This is a genomic window from Hydrogenophaga sp. UC242_50, from assembly GCF_042697355.1.
Taxonomy (GTDB): domain Bacteria; phylum Pseudomonadota; class Gammaproteobacteria; order Burkholderiales; family Burkholderiaceae_C; genus Hydrogenophaga.
This window is the reverse complement of sequence record NZ_CP170553.1, coordinates 3,931,435-3,947,150: the sequence shown is the minus strand read 5'-3', so window position 1 is coordinate 3,947,150 and position 15,716 is coordinate 3,931,435. Positions and strand designations below refer to the sequence as shown.

The following is a 15,716-nucleotide window of genomic DNA, read 5'->3' as shown; positions in this document are numbered from 1 at the left end:
GCGACAGGCCCAGGTGGCCGGCCCAGGCGAAGCGCTCGCCGTGCTCGGGCAGCAGCGTCTGGAGCACCAGGCCCCGGCGCCGCGCGCCGCGCACCACCGGCGCGCCGGGCCGGTGCGGCAGCAGCACGTCGCGCGCCTCGTCCAGGTTGCCCAGCGTGGCCGAGAGGCCCCAGGTCACGGCCGTGGGCGCCAGCGCGCGGATGCGCGCCAGCGTGAGTTGCAGCAGCACGCCGCGCTTGTTGCCCAGCAGCTCGTGCCACTCGTCCACGATCACGCCCCGCAGCCCCGCGAGCAGGGCCACCGTCTCGGGATAGGACAGCATCAGGGCCAGCGACTCGGGCGTGATCACCAGCACCTCGGCCAGGCCCTGGCGGGCCAGGCGCCGGTCGCGCGAGCTGGCGTCGCCCGTGCGCTTGGCGCACCGTCCAGGGCAGGCCCAGGGCTTCCAGTGGCGCGCTCAGGGCCTGGGTGGTGTCGGTGGCGCAGCGCGCGCAGCGGCGTCACCCAGAGCAGGCGCAGGCGCGAGGTGGGGGACGCGGGGGCCGCCTCGCGCAGGCCGTCGAGCAAGGCGCCGCCCAGCGCCGCCAAGGTCTTGCCGCTGCCGGTGGGCGTGACGAGCAGGCCCGACTCTCCGCGCTGCCAATGGCGCCACACCTGCCGCTGGAAGGGGGCGGGGGACCAACCCTGGGCAGCGAACCACGCGAGCAGCGCCGCGTCCGCCGCGCGGGCGCGAGCAACCGGAACCCGCTGGGTCAGGGCCACCCGATCGTCAGGACGTCGAACGGCAGCAACGGCGGCGGCTGCTTCACCTTGTCCAGCTGCGCGTTCACCACCATCAGCCCGCGCGGGCCCACGGCGGCGGTGGTGGGGAAGTTGAAGCCAGGCTCGGCGATGCGCTGCGTCACGCGCGCGCGGCTCCAGTCGTCGCTGAGGGTGAGCCGGGCGACCTCGTTGGCCTGGTTGCGCACCACGTAGAGTTCATTCGCCCCCCGCAGCGCCAGGCCGTCGCCGTAGCGCAGGTCGCCGCCGTCCACCGCCACCGGCGTGACCGCCTTGGAGGCGATGTCGATGCGCCAGAGCTGTCCCGTGATCAGCTGCACCACCATCAGCCAGCGGCCATCGGGCGAGGCGACGATGCCGTTGAGGTTGATCTGGTTGGGCTGGTAGCGGATGGGCGTGGTGGAGAGGTCCAGCCAGGGGTCGAGCAGGGGCGGCCCGTCCATCACCTGCCGGGCGCGGAACAGCACGGGGCGGAACGAGTCGGTCACATAGACATGGTTGTCGGGCGCGAGCACCAGGTCGTTGAGGAAGGTGTGCGAGTCCTTCGGGCTCTTGAGGTTGCGCCACGGTCATGCCGGTGTTGAGGTCGATCACCGCCACGTTGCCCTGCGGCCCGCCCGCCACCCACAGGCGCCCGGCCACGTCCACCTTCATGCCGAACGCCGCCTGCCGCCCCACGGCGCCACCGGCCTGGAACAGCTCCGCCTTGTTCGCGCCCGCTGGCAGGCGCCAGATGTTGCCGTCGTTGGTCGAGCCCACGTAGGCATCGCCCGTGCGCTGATCGATGGCGATGCCTTCGGGAAACACGCTCGCGCCATCGAAGGTGGTGCGAGCGGTCGCGGCACTGGGCCGGGCCGCCTGGATCACGCCGCACAACACGCGCGCGCCGGAGTTGCCGGCCGGGTCGGTGGCGTGGTCGTCGGGGTTCTGGTGCACCACCAGCGCGCGGCCGAACGCCGAGTCGGGCCCGCGCGAGAGGGTGACGTTGGGGTTCAGGTAACGCAGCGATCCCGTGCCGTCCGCGCCCACGGTGATGTTGGGCAGTTCACCGGCGTGCGCCTGGTGCGCGGGTTGCCCCGGCTGCCCATGGTTGTGCGACTGGCCAGGGTCGAAATGGCAGCCCGCCGCGCCGAAGGCCACGGTCTGGCCTGTGGCCGGGTCCGGTCCCGGGGCGCAGGCGCCGTGGGCGTGGATGTGGAAACCATGCAGGCCGGGTGTGAGGCCCTGCACGGTGATGGCGATCTCCACCCCGGCGGGTGTCTGCACGAGCTCGGCCCGGCCCGCTGACTGGCCCGAGGCCGTGACCAGCTGGGCCACGGCGGGTTGGCGCTCAGGCCCGCTCTGCGTGGGCCCGCCCGGATCGGCGGGCGAGGGGGTGGTCCTGCAGCCCGCCACGGCGCCCAGCACAAGGACGGCGGCGAGCGACACACAGGAAGACAAATGGCGTGGCATGGAGGGATCCTTCAAAGGGTTCAACGGCCGGTGTGGGTGATGCGGTAGATCACCCCGTTCTGGTCTTCCGCCACCAGCAGCGAGCCGTCGGCCGCCATGGCCAGCCCGGCCAGCCGGCCGAACTGCGCCGGGCGCCTGGCCCGGTTCTGCTCGGAAGGCGGCGCGTTCGGGCCCACTTGCGTGAAGCTGGGCGGCGGCGTGTCCATGAGCCAGCCGGTGGCGAAGTCCTGCACCGCGGTGGCGCGCCCGGCCGCGTCGAAGCGCACGCGCGCGACGCGGTAGCCGCTGGGCTGGGCGCGGTTCCACGAACCGCGAAACGCGACGAAGGCGTCGTTGCGGAACTCCGCCGGGAACTGGCTGCCGGTGTAGAACGCGAAGCCGATCGGGGCGGCGTGCGCCGTGTAGGTGAGCACGGGGGCTTCGGTGCCCGGGCAGAAGTCGGCCTTGGTGGTGCCCGGCGGATCGTTGAACACCTGGGGGTCGGGTTGGCGGGTGCCGTAGCAGTACGGCCAGCCGTAGTGCTTGTTGGCCCGCAGCTGGTTGAGCTCCTCGGGCGGCGTGTCGTCGCCGTGGTAGTCCGAGCCGTGGTCGAAGCCGTAAAGCAGGCCGCTGCCCGGGTGCCAGCCGAAGCCGATGGTGTTGCGCAGGCCGCTCGCGTACACGGCGCGCGCGCTGCCATCGGGCAGGGCGCGCAGCAGTGTGGCGTTTTCCGGGTTGGCGTCGCGGCAGTCGTTGCAGGTGGAGCCCACGGTGATGTAGAGCATGCCGTCCGGCCCGAAGGCCAGCGTGCGGTTCGGGTGCTGGCCCGCGTCGGGCAGGTCGTCGATGAGCACGCGCGGGGTCGAGAGCGAGCCGTCGGGCTGGATGTCGGCCACCAGCACCTTCTTGTCGGCGGTGATGTAGAGCTGGTTGCCCCGCAGCGCCAGGCCGTGCGCGGCCTTGAGGTTCTGCGCGACGATCTTTCGCTCATCCACCGTGCCATCGCGGTTGCTGTCGCGCAGCAGCAGCACGTCGCCCTGTTCGCGGCGGCTGGCGTACACATCGCCATTGGGCATGGGCAGGAGCCAGCGCACGTTCTGCAGGTCCTTGGCGAAAACCGTGATGCGGAAACCCGGCGGCACCGTGAGCCGCGAGAGCAGCTCGTCCTGGAACTTCACCGGGCTGGGCTCGAGCACCGTCACCGTCGTGGTGAGGGGGCCATCGCCTGGTGGCAGCTGCGCGTGGACCATCGACGGGGCCAGCAGAAGGGCGGGCAGCGCGCCGCCCAGGGTCACTGTCAGCACGGCGGAGCGCCAAGGGTTCATGAAAATCTCCAAAGGGTTGCGCCAGGGGGCATCAGTCGCCGCTCGGCTCTGGCTTGTCGGGCGCGGGGCGGTACGGCACCTCGGCCGGCGCGTGGTCTTCTTCGGGCTTTTCCGCGTCGCGGTAGGCGCCGCGCTGGTTCTGTTCGAGGTGGGGGGCGTCGCTGCTGCCCAGCGGCGCGTGGTCGCGGCCCCGGCCAAAGTCGCCCTGGGGCTGGCGCGAGGAGGCCCGCACGGCGGCGGGGCGCTTGCTGTCTTCGAGTCGGGTCATGGTCGGTCCTTTCCGTTGGTGTGCAAAGGCGGGGGCAAGGCGCGTACCCGCGCCGTGCCTTCAAGCGGGCACGGTCGCTTCGTGCAGTTGCACCGCGTGCCCCGTCGCCTGGTGGAAGACCGCTTCCAGCGACGCGGCGAACTCGGTGTCCATCACGATCAGCTCGGCGCCTTCGCCCACCTTGGCGCGCGGCCCGTCGACCGCCAGGCTCGACCAGTGGCGATCCACGACGGCGTGGCAGGGGAAGGGGCAGCTGTCGTCCACACGGTACACGCGGGCCCCGACGCTCAGAAGGTCGGCGCAGCGTTCCTGCCACCGCCAACCCAGCGCATGCCGGTGCACCACGACGGTCACACCCACGCCGCTGGCGCTCGCCGCGAGCAGGGCCTTCATCAGGCGGCGCGAGGGCGCTCGCTCGACCATGCTCACGAACACCTGGGCGCGCGCTTTCTCGATCTGCTCGACGAGGGAGTGGCCTGCCTGCAGCGGCACACCGCCCGTGGCGGGCGCGGCCGACAGACCCATGTGCGCGCGCCCGACCGCGATCAAGGGCGGAAAGTAGTTCGCCTGGGGCAGGCGGGCGGCGGAGCTGGAGGCGTGCCAGGCCTCCAGAAAGAGCCGCTGCAGGCGCTGCACCACCGGCCCGCGCATCCGCACGTGGGGACCGAAACTGCAGAGGTCCGGGGAGCGGATGCCCGGCCCGCACCAGGCTACCTCGCCATCCACCACCGCCAGCTGGCGGTGCGTGGCGCGCAGACGGCGGTCCAGCCAGCCGCGCCAGCCGCGCCGGGGGTGGTCTTCGTTCAGGGTGATGCCCGCCTCGCACAGGCGAGAGAGCTCGTCGGTCGCGCGCGCCATGTCCAGCGTGTGCGCGATGACCTGCACGCGCACGCCCTTGCGGCATTGTTCGCCCAGGCAGCCGATGATGTCGGCGCCCAGCCCGGGTGTGTGCAGCAGCGCGGCGTCCAGGTTGATGTGGTCCACCGCGCGCTCCAGCGTGCCGATCAGCGCGGCCCGGACGTCTTCGGTGTGGTCGAAGAGGTCGGCCTGGTTGCCCTCCAGCAGCCGCTCGCCCGGCTCGTCGTCCGCGTCGGTGGCGGCCACGGAGGCACGCTCAGGGCCAAATGGCGTGAAGGCAGGCTGTTTCATGCCCCCCCAGGGCAAGCGGCGTTCCCGACCGCCTCTTCAGCGGCGGGTCGCGCAGCAGCTCGGTCAGCTGTTCAAGGTCCGCAGGTTTGATGAGGTGGTGGTCGAAGCCCGCGGCCATGATGCGTTCGCGGTCCGTGGCCTGTCCCCAGCCGGTGAGCGCGACCAGCACCGTGTCGGCCAGCGCGCTGTCCGCGCGCACCAGGCCAGCCAGCTCGTACCCGTCGCGCACGGGCATGCCGATGTCGACGAACGCGATGGTCGGTGGACACGCCTCCATCGCGGCCAGAGCCTCGTCGACGCCATAGGCCACCGAGGTGCTCGCGCCCATCAGACCGAGCAGCTCCGCCAGGGAGTCGGCCGCGTCGCGGTTGTCGTCCACCACCAGGACGCGGTGGCCCTGGCCGGCGCGCCGATGGGCCGCCAGGGTATCGGCGGTCACCTGCTGTGCTTCATCGGACACCAACGGGAGTTCGACCATCATCGTGGTCCCCTCGTTGACGCCAGGGCTGCTCGCCGTCACCCGCCCGCCATGCAGTTCGACCAGGCTGCGCACCAGCGTGAGACCGATGCCCAGGCCGCCCTGCGCCACGCGGGACGTGTCGCTGATCTGCACGAACATGTCGAACACCGAGCCCAGCATGGCCGGCGGAATGCCCACGCCCGAATCGCGGACCTGCACGCGCGCGGTGCGCCCGTCCGACCGCAGGCTCACCACGATGCGGCCTTGCGGCGGGGTGAATTTGGCGGCGTTGTTGAGCAGGTTGGCGAACACCTGGGTCAGTCGCACGCCGTCGCCCTGCACGGTGCAGGGCATCGGGGGCAGGTCCAGCTCCAGCTCGTGGCGGCCCGCCGCGAGCAGGGGTTTGCTGAGTTCGGCGGCATCGCGCACCACACGGTCCAGCGAGATGGGCGCCAGGCGCAACTCGATCTTGCCGCGCGTGATGCGCGACACCTCCATGAGGTCGTCGATCAGCCGCACCATGTGCGTCACCTGCCGGTCCATCATGGCGTAGAGGCGCTGGGCGGTGGCTTCGTCCGGTTGCTTTTCCGTGAGGATGCTCAAGGACGTGCGCAGCGGCGCCAGGGGGTTGCGCAGCTCGTGCGCGAGCGTGCGCCAGGAATTCGGTTTTCCGCTGGTCCGCCTCGCGCAGGCCTTCCAGCGTGGTCCTCAGCTGGTACTGCCGCCTGCGCGCGGCCAGCGCCGTGCGCACCGAACTCACCAGCGAAGACACCCGCATCGGCCGCTCCAGCACCGTGAGGTTCGCCAACTGCTCCAGGGCCTCGGTGATCGCCACCGAATCCAGGCCCGAGCGTGCCAGCACGATGATCGGCATGTCGGACCAGGCGGGCTGTGCCCGCAAGGCCAGCATGACGCGCCCGAAGCCCTGGTCGGCCAGGACCTCCTCCGCGATCAGCACGGCCCCGGCGCCCACCGCCATCTCTTTCGCCAACTCGGCGGCATCCGCGCAGGATTCGGCCGCGATGCCAGCGCGCTCCAGGAGCTGGATGGTCATCGCGGCGTCCTTCGCCGTGACCATCCTGAGCAGCACACGCACATCGTGCGACCGCGTTGACACCTCGGTCATGCAGTGGGCGTGTCGGGTGCGACCACGCCTTCCAGGGGAATCGGAACGCCCGTGAGAATGCCGCGGAACTGGCGCAAGGGCGGGCCGAGGGACAGCCCCTCTGCAGTGATCTTGAAACTGCGGATGCTGCGCTCGTGCTGGCCGCCACGCTTTTTCATCACGGAAATCGCCTGCCGCACCTCGCCCTCGGCCTCGAAGTAGCGCAGCAGCACCACGGCATCGGCCAGGTAGCTCGCGTCCACCGGCGAGTGCATCTGCATGCCGATCAAACCGTGCTGCGCGCCGATGAGCAAGGTGCGCACGCCGGCCTGACCGAGGAAGGTGAGCAGCTCGTGCAGTTGCACGATGAGGAAACGCTCGTCCGGCATGGCGTTGAGGTAGCCGTTGAGGCTGTCGATCACGACCACGCTGGCACCGTGTTCTTTGACCGCCTGCCGGATCTCGTGCACGAACTCGCCGGGCGAGAGTTCGGCCGGATCGATCTGCCGCACGCGGATGCGGCCCGACGCCATGTGTTTGGACACCGGCAGACCCATGCCCTCCGAGCGCGTGCGCATGGTCGCGATGCTCTCGTCGAAGATGAACAGGGCCGTGCACTCGCCGCGCTCGGCCGCCGCCATGGCGAACTGCACCGCCACGCTGGACTTGCCGGTGCCCGGTGCGCCCACCAGCAGCGTGCTGGTGCCGCGCTCGATGCCGCCGCCCAGCAGGTCGTCCAGCTCCTTGAGGCCGCTGGGCATCTTGGTCTGGCTCACGGGTTCGACGTGTTCGGCCGCCACCAGCCGGGGAAAGACGATCAGGCCGCCGCGCGTGATCTTGTAGTCGTGGTACCCACCCCGGAACGACTGGCCCCGGTACTTGAGCACCACCAGCCGGCGCCGGGCGTCGCCGTAGTCGGGGTTGAGCTGTTCCAGGCGCAGCACCGCGTGCGAAATGCTCTGCACCTGCAGGTCGTGTTCCACGGCGGTCATGTCGTCCAGCAGCACCACGGTGCAGTTGCGCCCCGCGAAGAACTGCTTGAGCGCCAGGATCTGTCGCCGATACCGCAGCGAATTGCCGGCCAGCAGCCGCAGTTCGGACAGGGAGTCGAACACCACCCGGGAAGGGTTGATGCGCTTGACGTCCTCCAGGATGCGGATGGTCGTCTCGCCCAGCTCCACCTCGGAGGGGTGGAACACCGTGTACTGCTCCTCGGGCGAGAGCGATTCCTGCGCGGGCAGCATCTCGCGGATTTCCACGCCATTGAGATCCCAGCCGTGGGAGCGGGCCACGCCCTGCAGTTCGTCGGCGGTTTCCGAGAGGGTGACGTACAACACGGCCTCACCCATGCGAACCCCTTCCATGAGGAACTGCATCGCGATGGTGGTCTTGCCCGAACCCGGCGAACCCTCGGCCAGGTACAGGCGGCCCGGCGTCAATCCGCCACCGAGCACGTCGTCCAGGCCGGGCACGCCGGTGCGCAGCAACGGGGAGGTGGTGGTGTCGTCGATAGGCAGTGAGGGTCGGGTCATGGCGGGCCGCGTGAAGAGAGGGGGGGAGGGGGGCTTAACCCATCTTCCCACAGGCGCCCGGATGCACCAAGCCACCGCGCCCATCAGGCGGTGGCACCACCGGACAACGCCTTGAAGAAACGAAAGTTGAATTGGGCGCCATACCAACGGAATGGCCGGTTTTCCATGGCCTGATCGTGCGAAGGACGACTACCGAAACTGCTAAGGTCCACTGCCAGTTACAAAATCCAATCACCCTAGCCATCCATGCTGTCTGCCATCACGAATCGGAAATTCTGCGTCCTGAATCTGTTGGCACTTCTCACCGCTTGCGGCGGTGGTTCCGGAGGCTCTCCCGAGGCAGCCCCGCCGCCCGTGCCCCCGCCACCCCCACCACCCGTTCTCACCTCGCCCGCCGCCGCGACCACCCTGAGCGTGAGCCTCAGCGTCCTGGCGCTCAAGGTCTCTGGCGCCTCGCGCAGCGTCAGCGTGGTGAACACCGGTGCCCACCCCGCGACGCTGGTGGAGGTCGATCCGGCGGTGGTGTTCCCGGCGGGCACCACCTACCTCAACCACTGCGCCACGCTGGCACCCGGCGCCACGTGCACCATCACCATCACGCCCGGTGCGGTGGCCAGCGCGCCGCCCGGTGCCCTGGCGCCGGTTCCGGTGTCCATGGCCGTGCGGGGCAGCAACACCAACACGCCAACGGTTCAGGTCCATGTGCTTGACTACGGCAGCGTCTACCAGGGTGGTCATGTCTTTGCCCTCGACGACGCCACGCCCCCCAGCGCGAGCATCGGCGGCAAGGTTGCCATTGCCGGCGACAGCACCGCGCTCTACAACTGGAGCCAGCACAACGTCGCGCCCGGCGCCGTGTTCGAAATCCCCGGCGTGACCGACAACTCGGCGGGGCCGCTGCCCTTCTGCAACGGCAAGTTCGACGGCGCCTGCAACACGCAGCGGATCGTGTCGGCACCCGAGCATGTGGGTGTTCCCTTGACGGGTTACGCGGCGGGCGCCTGCCGCGCCACCATCAATGGCTATGCCGACTGGTACCTGCCCGCCATCTGCGAGCTCAGCGACAGCGCTTCCACCGGATGCACCAGCGGGGAGTCGGTGCAGGAGAGGCTGCACAGGCCCGGCCATGTCAGCTTTCCCACGAGCTGGAGTTCCACGCAATGGAGCGTGGGCCCGGTGGCCCTCGCCTGGTTCCATGCGTTCGCGCCCCCCCGGTGGTGGTTCCGCCGGGATGTTCAAAGGCGTTCCCACTGCGGTCAGCTGCGTTCGTCAACTCACGCACTGACCGGCTCAGGGCTTTTTATTCGACCGCTTCCACGATGCGGATGTCGCGCTCCGCGCCATTGCCCAGGGCCTTGAGCGCCAGCTGGTACTGCGGGCTGTCGTGCGCCCCGGTGGCCTGCGCCACGCTGTCGAATTCGATCAGCACGGCGCGCTGGTGGACCGCCGCTTCGTACACCTGCGCGGGCATGCCGCGCGCCAGGAAGCGCCCGCCCGCCGCCTGAATGGCAGGGCCGGCCAGCTTGGCGTATTCCGCCAGGGCGGCGGGGTCGCTGATCGAACGGTAGGTGCGATCCAGTAAGCCTTGGGCATGTGATTTCCTCGTGTGGTTGTTGAGAGCAGGGATGAAGCCCGCAATGTACAGGCCGCGTCTTTTTCACATGCCACCCAGGGCCTTTTCGACCAGCCCGGCCAGGGCCTGAGCTTCGTCGCTCGGGTCCGCTCGCAAGGCGCACACGGTGCCCAGCCGGTCGGGCAGGTCTTCGTCCTGGCTGGCCTTGAGCTTGCCTTCGAGACGTTGGATGGGCAGCTCCACCCCGACGATGGCGCGCAGCATGCGGTCGACGTAGTCCGCGGGCGCATCGTCCACGCGCCACGGTGCGGGCCGGTCGGCCTCGTGCGTGGCCGTGAGCCGGTTCAGCATGTCCAGCAGCCAGTCCCGGTCGTCCACCGCGCGCGCGACGCCGTGCGCATGCGCCACTGTGTAGTTCCAGGTGGGCACGACCTTGCCGTGGGCCGCCTTGCCCGGGTACCACCCGGGCGAGATGTAGGCCTGCGGCCCCTGGAACATCACCACCGAAGGCGCGGCCGCGCCCAGCGCGCGCCAGATCGGGTTGGCCCGCGAGACATGGCCCACCAGCGTGCCGAATTCGCCTCGGCTGCGGTCCAGCAAGAAGGGCACATGGTTCGCCACCAGGCCGCCCGCGGTATGGCACACCCAGGCGCCCAGCGGGTGTGCCTCCACCAGGCCGAAGATCGCCTCGCTGTCATCGAGGGCGTGGTGCTTTGAAACGTACATGGTCCATCCTCAGGAAGTGGTGAATGCATGGCGCACCAGCAGCGCCGCGAGCACCCACATGGTGATGCCGATCAGCCCGTCCAGCACCTGCCACGCGCGCGGCCGCGCGAACCAGGGCGCCAGCCAGCGCGCGCCAAAGCCCAGCAGCCCGAACCAGCACAGGCTGGCCGTGCTCGCCCCGGCCACGAACCAGCCGCGCAGCGCGGCCGGCTGCTGGGCGCCGATGCTGCCCACCAGCAGCACCGTGTCCAGGTACACATGCGGGTTGAGCAGCGTGAACGCCGCCGCCTGCGCCACGGCCGCGCCTCGGCTCAAACCCTCACCCCCATCGGCGGCAGTCAGCTGCTGCGGCAGGCGCGCGCGCCGCAAGGCCCGCCAGCCGTACACCGCGAGGAAGGCCGCGCCCGCCAGCGCCAGCGCCCGCGCCAGGCCGGGGCTTTCGCCCAGCGCCTGCGCCATGCCCAGCACACCGGCCGTGATCAGCACCGCGTCCGCCACGGCGCAGAACAGCACCACGCTGCCCACGTGCTCCCGGCGCAGGCCCTGCCGCAGCACAAACGCGTTCTGCGCGCCAATCGCCACGATCAGGCCCAGGCTCAGCACCAGGCCTTGAATGAAAGTTGTCGTCATGCCCCGAGATTGCCAGTGCGGGGTTGTGAAGGCAAACTGTCTTCACTACATCCGATGAAGCAAAACTGAATCATGCTGGACTACGCCTCCTTGTCCGCCCTGGCCGCCGTCGTGCGCGAAGGCAGCTTCGAGCGCGCCGCGCGCGCGCTCCATGTGACGCCCTCGGCCGTCTCGCAGCGCATCCGGCTGCTGGAAGAGCGCGTGGGCTGCGCGCTGGTGGTGCGCGGCCAACCCTGCGAAGCCACCGAAACCGGCCGGCGCCTGTGCCAGCACGTGGACCGCGTGAGCCTGCTGGAACAGGAACTGCAAGGCACGCTGCCCGCGCTCGCACCCGAAGGCGTCGCGCGCGTGGCGCTGCCCGTGGCGGTGAACGCCGACAGCCTGGCCACCTGGTTCGCCCCCGCCGTGGCCGCGTTCGCGGCCCAGGCGCCCGTGCTCATGCAGGTGGCCGTGGACGACGAAGACCACACCTCGGACTGGCTGCGCAGCGGCGCGGTGCTCGCCGCCGTCACGGCCACCGCGCGCCCGGCCGTGGGCTGCAACAGCCGCCCGCTGGGCACCATGCGCTACCTCGCCACCGCCAGCCCCGCATTCGTGCAGCGCCACTTTCCCCAGGGCGTGGGGGCCGGCAGCCTGGGCAAGGCGCCCAGCCTCGTCTTCAACACCAAGGACCAGCTGCAGGCGCGCTGGGCGCGCCGCCAGTGCCACCGGCACGTGGAGCTGCCCCGGCACACCTTGCCGTCGCCGCATGCGTTTGTCACGGCGGCCCTCGCGGGCATGGGCTGGGGCCTGCAGCCCGAGGTGATGGTGCGTGCCCATCTCAAGGCCGGCCACCTCGTTGAACTGGTGCCCGGCACCCCGCTCGATGTGCCGTTGCACTGGCAGCAGGCGCGCGCGGCCTCCACCTTGCTCGACGAACTCACGCGGCACCTCACGCGCGCCGCCGCGGCAGCGCTGTTGCCCCACTGACCAACCCCTGGGGCTGTGTTCGCTACCCAACAGACGACCTGGTCACCCAGGCCAATACTGGTCTGATGGACGCCTCAACCGGTTGCCACCATGGCTGACATCTTCCTGGTCGATGACCACGTGATGTTGCGTGAAGGCCTGCGCAATGTGCTGGAGAAAGCCGGGCACCGCGTCGTGGGCGAAGCCGGCCACCCGGCGGCGGCCATCGCCGACATCGCCCGCCTCCAGCCTTCGGTGGTGCTGCTCGATCTGCACCTCGAGCCCGACTCGGGCTTTGACGTGCTGGAGGAGGTGCAGCGCCGCAAGCTGCCGTCGCGCGTGGTCATGCTCACCATGTCGGCCAACCCCCGGCACGTGGTCGAAGCCTTGCGGCGCGGCGCCCTGGGCTACGTGCTGAAAGACTCGGCATCCCTCGAGCTGCTCAACGCCGTGGAGGTGGTCGCCAACGGCCACCGGTACCTTTGCCGGCGGGCATCCACGCTGGCGGTGGAAGGCCTGATGGCCGAATCCCGATCGGCCGCCGTGCTCTCCCTGTCGGCGCGGGAAAGGCAGGTCATCCTCATGGTGGTTCGGGGCCTCACCAGCGCCGTCATCAGCACGAAGCTGGACCTCTCGCCCAAGACCGTGGAGTCCTACCGCGCCCGCATCATGGCCAAGCTGGGCGTGGACGACGTGCCCGCCCTGGTGCGCCTGGCGGTGCGCGAGGGCTTGATCGGCGTCGAGGACTGAGCCTGCGCGCTCAGAACCGCAACCACCCGCGCCGCGCGAGGTGGTGCAGCACCAGCCCCACGGCCAGGCCGATGGCCACGTTCCACAGGCACAGGCCGGCCGTGGCCAGCACCACCAGGCGGTCGTTTCTGGCCGCGCCCAGCGCGCCCGCGCCCAGGGCCAGCTGCGCGCCGGTGAAGAACAGGATGACGCCCAGCACCGCCGGCGGGAAGAGCTGGAACAGCACGTGCACCGAGTCGCTGAAGAACAGCGCCAGCGCCAGCAGCACGGCGCCCAGAATGACCACGGCCCCGCCGGTGCGCGCGCCGAAGGCCACGTGGCCGGCCATGCCGCCCGCGCCATGGCACATGGGCACGCCGCCCACGGTTGAGCTGAACACGTTCATGAGGCCGGTCGACACCGCCACCTTCTTCTCCGTCACCGGCGCGTGAGGGAACAGGCGGTTGTTCTCCTCCTTGATCGCGATCACCGCATTGCCCAGCGTCAGCGGGATCTGCGGCAAGGCGAGAAACACGACGCCGATGAACAGGTCGTTCCACGAGAGCGAGCCCAGTGCGAAGGTGGGCGTGGTCAGTTGCACGCTCGCATTCGCCAGCGCCGAGCCCAGGGCCGGGTTCTGGTACAGGCCCACCGCCGCGCCCAGGGCCAGCAGCACGAACATGGCGGGAATGGCCCGGGTGCACATCAGCGCCAGGGTGACGGCGCCCGCCACGGCGGCCAGCACCCAGGCCGTCTGCATCATGCGCACGCCTTCGAGCATGAAGCCCAGGCCCAGCCCGAGCACGATGCCCGCCACCACCGTGGGCGGCACCAGGCGCGAGAGGGTGCGCGCCGCGCCCGTGAGCCCGAGCACGAGCCACACCGCGCCCGTCACCAGCGCCGCCGCCACCACGGTGCCGGGTGTGATCACCGCCGTCTGCGCCGCCTGCGCCACCGCCACCGCGCCAATGGCCTTCATGGGCTGCACCGGGAACGGCGTGCGGTAGTACAGACCGCAGACCAGCATGCGCAACGCCGAACGCGAACAGCACGCCCGTCGGGTCCATCTTCAGCACGCCGATGTAGGCCGCCAGAAAGGGAATGAGCGTGCCCAGGTCGCCGAACGCACCGGCCCATTCCATGCGGTCGAATCGGTTGGCCGGTCGTGCCAGCGGCGCGGTGGTGTTGGCGGAAGGTTCGGTGCTCATCAGGGGTGCCAGTTTGACACCACCGGTGGCGTGTTCGCCGAGCGGCTGCCCGCGAGCGCATACGACAGTTCGTTGGCCGCGCGGATCACGTGCTTGGCGTATTTCTCCAGCTTGGGCTTCGTGAGCCGCGAGCCCGGCCCCGAGATGCACATGGAACCCAGCAGCCGCCAGTTCAGGCCGAACACCGGCGCCGACACGCTCGACACCTCGGGCTCGCGCTCGCCCAGCGAGAGGTGGTAGCCGCGCTTGCGGATCTCTTCGTAGGGCTCGCCGCGCTGCCCGCTGAACGCCAGGATCACGCGGCCGGGCGAGCCCTTGTCCAGCGGCAGGCGCTCGCCGATGCGCACGTGGTGGCGCACCGCCTGCGCGCCTTCCACACGGGCGATGCAGGCGCGGATGTTGCCCTCGCGCACGTAGAAGGTCGCGCTCTCGCCGGTGAGTTGCACGAGTTCGCGCAACACCGGCTCGACCGCGAAGTTCACGTCGAAGCCGCGCTGGTAGCGCGCGCCCAGCCAGCCCGTGGCCGGCCCCAGGCGCCACTGGCCGTCCTCGGCCTGCACCATGTAGCTGGAGAGCGCGAGCGTGCGCGCCAGCCGCAGCGCCGTGGTCTTGTGCATGCCCGCGCGCCGGCTCATTTCCGCGAGCGACAGCGTGGCCTCGCCGGCCTGGAAAGTCTCCATCAGCGAGAGTGCCCGCGTCACCGCGTTGACACCCCCGGCAGCGGGTTCATCATCGTCTTTGGGAGGATTGCGCACCATGCACCTCGTTTCGTTCCGTGAAACGGCATTGTACTGAACGCAACTCCTCCCTACAGTCCGGTCCCACGGCCAACGTGGTTGGCTGAACAACTGGAGACAAGCACCGTGATCATTTCCCGCCGCATCCTCGCCGGCCTCGCGCTGGCATCCGTTTTCGTCACCACCGCCCATGCCCAGGCCTGGCCCAACAAGCCGGTGCGCCTGGTCGTGCCCTTTCCCGCGGGCGGCGGCACCGACCTGATCGGCCGCGAGGTCACGCAGAAGATCAGCGAGACCACCAAGTGGTCCTTCATCATCGACAACAAGCCCGGCTCGGGCGGCAACATCGGCATCGACAACGTGGCCAAGTCGCCCGCCGACGGCTACAGCCTGGTGCTCGGCCAGACCAGCAACCTCGCCATCAACCTCAGCCTGTACAGCAAGCTGCCCTACGACCCCGTCAAGGACCTCACGCCGATCTCCATGGTGGCCAGCGCGCCGCTGGCGCTCGTGGTCTCGGCCACCTCGCCCTACAAGACGTTTGCCGACCTCGTCGCGGCGGCCAAGGCCAAACCCGGCGCGCTGAACTTCGCCACCTCGGGCAACGGCACCGTGGCCCACCTGGCCATGGAGATGTTCCAGAAAGAAGCCGGCGTGAAGCTCATGCACGTGCCCTACAAAGGCGCGGCCCAGGGCATCAACGACGTGATCAGCGAGCGCGTGGAGGTCTATGTGTCGTCCATCCCCACGCTCATCGGCCACATCAAGAACGGCAAGATGCGCGCCCTGGCCGTCACCTCGCTCAAGCGCGTGGACGACCTGCCGCAGACGCCCACCATCGCCGAGTCCGGCTACAAGGGCTTCGAGGCCGTCACCTGGTTCGGCATCCTCGGCCCGGCCAACCTGCCCAAGGACGTCACGGCCCGCCTCAACACCGAGATCAACAAGGCCCTGCAACTGCCCGCCCTGCAGAAACAGCTGAGCGACCAGGGCGCTGACGTGGCCGGCAGCACCCCCGAAGCCTTCGCCAAGCTCATCGGCGACGACATCGTGCGCTGGGGCAAGGTCGTCAAGGACTCCGGCGCCAAGCTCGACTGATTCACTTCCTTCAGGAC

At 70.0% G+C, this 15,716-nt stretch carries 18 protein-coding genes and 1 pseudogene; 5 read left to right on the top strand and 14 right to left on the bottom strand.

From position 1 onward, the window contains the following. Nucleotides 1-199: 199 nt before the first annotated feature. The 8 genes and pseudogenes from ACFJGX_RS20070 to ACFJGX_RS20035 form a co-directional block, all read right to left on the bottom strand. Nucleotides 200-355 (bottom strand): annotated as a pseudogene (locus tag ACFJGX_RS20070) (hypothetical protein); the annotation flags it as partial. After that, entirely contained in the window at nucleotides 346-762 is a 417-nt protein-coding gene (locus ACFJGX_RS20065) for a DEAD/DEAH box helicase (RefSeq protein ID WP_382326876.1), read from the bottom strand. The gene ACFJGX_RS20065 and the pseudogene ACFJGX_RS20070, both read right to left, overlap by 10 nt. Then, nucleotides 753-971, bottom strand: a complete 219-nt coding sequence (locus ACFJGX_RS20060) for a hypothetical protein (RefSeq protein ID WP_382326874.1) — start codon at nucleotides 969-971, stop codon at nucleotides 753-755. Before ACFJGX_RS20060 ends, ACFJGX_RS20065 begins: the two co-directional genes overlap by 10 nt. A gap of 7 nt (nucleotides 972-978) precedes the next feature. After that, nucleotides 979-2,232 (bottom strand): superoxide dismutase family protein, encoded by a 1,254-nt coding sequence (locus ACFJGX_RS20055; RefSeq protein WP_382326872.1) that lies wholly within the window; start codon nucleotides 2,230-2,232, stop codon nucleotides 979-981. A 20-nt stretch (nucleotides 2,233-2,252) separates the two neighbouring features. Then, nucleotides 2,253-3,536 (bottom strand): PQQ-dependent sugar dehydrogenase, encoded by a 1,284-nt coding sequence (locus ACFJGX_RS20050; protein ID WP_382324215.1) that lies wholly within the window; start codon nucleotides 3,534-3,536, stop codon nucleotides 2,253-2,255. A 31-nt stretch (nucleotides 3,537-3,567) separates the two neighbouring features. Continuing rightward, on the bottom strand, nucleotides 3,568-3,804 hold the full coding sequence (locus tag ACFJGX_RS20045; protein WP_382324217.1) for a hypothetical protein: 237 nt from the start codon (nucleotides 3,802-3,804) through the stop codon (nucleotides 3,568-3,570). Nucleotides 3,805-3,864: 60 nt separating this feature from the next. Next, nucleotides 3,865-4,908, bottom strand: a complete 1,044-nt coding sequence (locus tag ACFJGX_RS20040) for a phosphatidylserine/phosphatidylglycerophosphate/cardiolipin synthase family protein (protein ID WP_382324219.1) — start codon at nucleotides 4,906-4,908, stop codon at nucleotides 3,865-3,867. A 10-nt stretch (nucleotides 4,909-4,918) separates the two neighbouring features. Then, complete coding sequence (locus tag ACFJGX_RS20035) at nucleotides 4,919-6,016, bottom strand: ATP-binding protein (protein ID WP_382326870.1); 1,098 nt, start codon at nucleotides 6,014-6,016, stop codon at nucleotides 4,919-4,921. Between the two features lie 98 nt (nucleotides 6,017-6,114). Here ACFJGX_RS20035 and ACFJGX_RS20030 point away from each other — a divergent pair, with 98 nt between their 5' ends. Next, the gene (locus ACFJGX_RS20030) at nucleotides 6,115-6,594 is read left to right on the top strand and encodes a hypothetical protein (RefSeq protein ID WP_382324223.1); all 480 of its coding nucleotides are present in this window, start codon (nucleotides 6,115-6,117) and stop codon (nucleotides 6,592-6,594) included. Here the strand turns inward: ACFJGX_RS20030 and ACFJGX_RS20025 are convergent. Then, entirely contained in the window at nucleotides 6,536-8,050 is a 1,515-nt protein-coding gene (locus tag ACFJGX_RS20025; RefSeq protein WP_382324224.1) for an ATPase domain-containing protein, read from the bottom strand. The two genes, ACFJGX_RS20030 and ACFJGX_RS20025, sit on opposite strands and share 59 nt — an antisense overlap. 414 nt (nucleotides 8,051-8,464) lie before the next feature. Between ACFJGX_RS20025 and ACFJGX_RS20020 the strand changes: the two genes are divergently transcribed. Further along, entirely contained in the window at nucleotides 8,465-9,409 is a 945-nt protein-coding gene (locus ACFJGX_RS20020; RefSeq protein WP_382326868.1) for a hypothetical protein, read from the top strand. Here the strand turns inward: ACFJGX_RS20020 and ACFJGX_RS20015 are convergent. The 3 genes from ACFJGX_RS20015 to ACFJGX_RS20005 form a co-directional block, all read right to left on the bottom strand. Further along, nucleotides 9,351-9,557, bottom strand: a complete 207-nt coding sequence (locus ACFJGX_RS20015; protein ID WP_382328759.1) for a DUF1330 domain-containing protein — start codon at nucleotides 9,555-9,557, stop codon at nucleotides 9,351-9,353. The two genes, ACFJGX_RS20020 and ACFJGX_RS20015, sit on opposite strands and share 59 nt — an antisense overlap. A 150-nt stretch (nucleotides 9,558-9,707) precedes the next feature. Continuing rightward, on the bottom strand, nucleotides 9,708-10,349 hold the full coding sequence (locus ACFJGX_RS20010) for an FMN-binding negative transcriptional regulator (RefSeq protein WP_382324230.1): 642 nt from the start codon (nucleotides 10,347-10,349) through the stop codon (nucleotides 9,708-9,710). Nucleotides 10,350-10,358: 9 nt separating this feature from the next. Continuing rightward, the gene (locus ACFJGX_RS20005; protein ID WP_382324232.1) at nucleotides 10,359-10,979 is read right to left on the bottom strand and encodes a LysE/ArgO family amino acid transporter; all 621 of its coding nucleotides are present in this window, start codon (nucleotides 10,977-10,979) and stop codon (nucleotides 10,359-10,361) included. A 72-nt stretch (nucleotides 10,980-11,051) separates the two neighbouring features. Between ACFJGX_RS20005 and ACFJGX_RS20000 the strand changes: the two genes are divergently transcribed. Then, a complete protein-coding gene (locus tag ACFJGX_RS20000) occupies nucleotides 11,052-11,948 on the top strand; it encodes a LysR family transcriptional regulator ArgP (protein WP_382324234.1) in 897 nt (298 codons plus the stop codon). A 90-nt stretch (nucleotides 11,949-12,038) separates the two neighbouring features. After that, nucleotides 12,039-12,677 carry a response regulator transcription factor gene (locus ACFJGX_RS19995; RefSeq protein WP_382324236.1) on the top strand — a complete coding sequence of 213 codons (639 nt, stop codon included), beginning with the start codon at nucleotides 12,039-12,041 and terminating at the stop codon, nucleotides 12,675-12,677. 10 nt (nucleotides 12,678-12,687) lie between these two features. On the opposite strand, the gene ACFJGX_RS19990 is transcribed toward ACFJGX_RS19995, so the two are convergent. Beyond that, a complete protein-coding gene (locus tag ACFJGX_RS19990) occupies nucleotides 12,688-13,683 on the bottom strand; it encodes a putative sulfate/molybdate transporter (RefSeq protein WP_382326866.1) in 996 nt (331 codons plus the stop codon). A 180-nt stretch (nucleotides 13,684-13,863) separates the two neighbouring features. Then, entirely contained in the window at nucleotides 13,864-14,622 is a 759-nt protein-coding gene (locus ACFJGX_RS19985; protein WP_382324240.1) for an IclR family transcriptional regulator, read from the bottom strand. 105 nt (nucleotides 14,623-14,727) lie between these two features. On the opposite strand from ACFJGX_RS19985, the gene ACFJGX_RS19980 reads away from it, so the two are divergent. After that, nucleotides 14,728-15,699 (top strand): Bug family tripartite tricarboxylate transporter substrate binding protein, encoded by a 972-nt coding sequence (locus ACFJGX_RS19980; protein WP_382324242.1) that lies wholly within the window; start codon nucleotides 14,728-14,730, stop codon nucleotides 15,697-15,699. Nucleotides 15,700-15,716: the final 17 nt, after the last annotated feature.

Coding starts and splice junctions, on each gene's coding strand:
- ACFJGX_RS19985 (WP_382324240.1), bottom strand. CDS start 14,622: ATGGTGCGCAATCCTCCCAAAGACGATGATGAACCCGCTGCCGGGGGT.
- ACFJGX_RS20045 (WP_382324217.1), bottom strand. CDS start 3,804: ATGACCCGACTCGAAGACAGCAAGCGCCCCGCCGCCGTGCGGGCCTCC.
- ACFJGX_RS19990 (WP_382326866.1), bottom strand. CDS start 13,683: ATGCTGGTCTGCGGTCTGTACTACCGCACGCCGTTCCCGGTGCAGCCC.
- ACFJGX_RS20010 (WP_382324230.1), bottom strand. CDS start 10,349: ATGTACGTTTCAAAGCACCACGCCCTCGATGACAGCGAGGCGATCTTC.
- ACFJGX_RS19995 (WP_382324236.1), top strand. CDS start 12,039: ATGGCTGACATCTTCCTGGTCGATGACCACGTGATGTTGCGTGAAGGC.
- ACFJGX_RS20055 (WP_382326872.1), bottom strand. CDS start 2,232: ATGCCACGCCATTTGTCTTCCTGTGTGTCGCTCGCCGCCGTCCTTGTG.
- ACFJGX_RS20000 (WP_382324234.1), top strand. CDS start 11,052: ATGCTGGACTACGCCTCCTTGTCCGCCCTGGCCGCCGTCGTGCGCGAA.
- ACFJGX_RS20025 (WP_382324224.1), bottom strand. CDS start 8,050: ATGACCCGACCCTCACTGCCTATCGACGACACCACCACCTCCCCGTTG.
- ACFJGX_RS20050 (WP_382324215.1), bottom strand. CDS start 3,536: ATGAACCCTTGGCGCTCCGCCGTGCTGACAGTGACCCTGGGCGGCGCG.
- ACFJGX_RS20005 (WP_382324232.1), bottom strand. CDS start 10,979: ATGACGACAACTTTCATTCAAGGCCTGGTGCTGAGCCTGGGCCTGATC.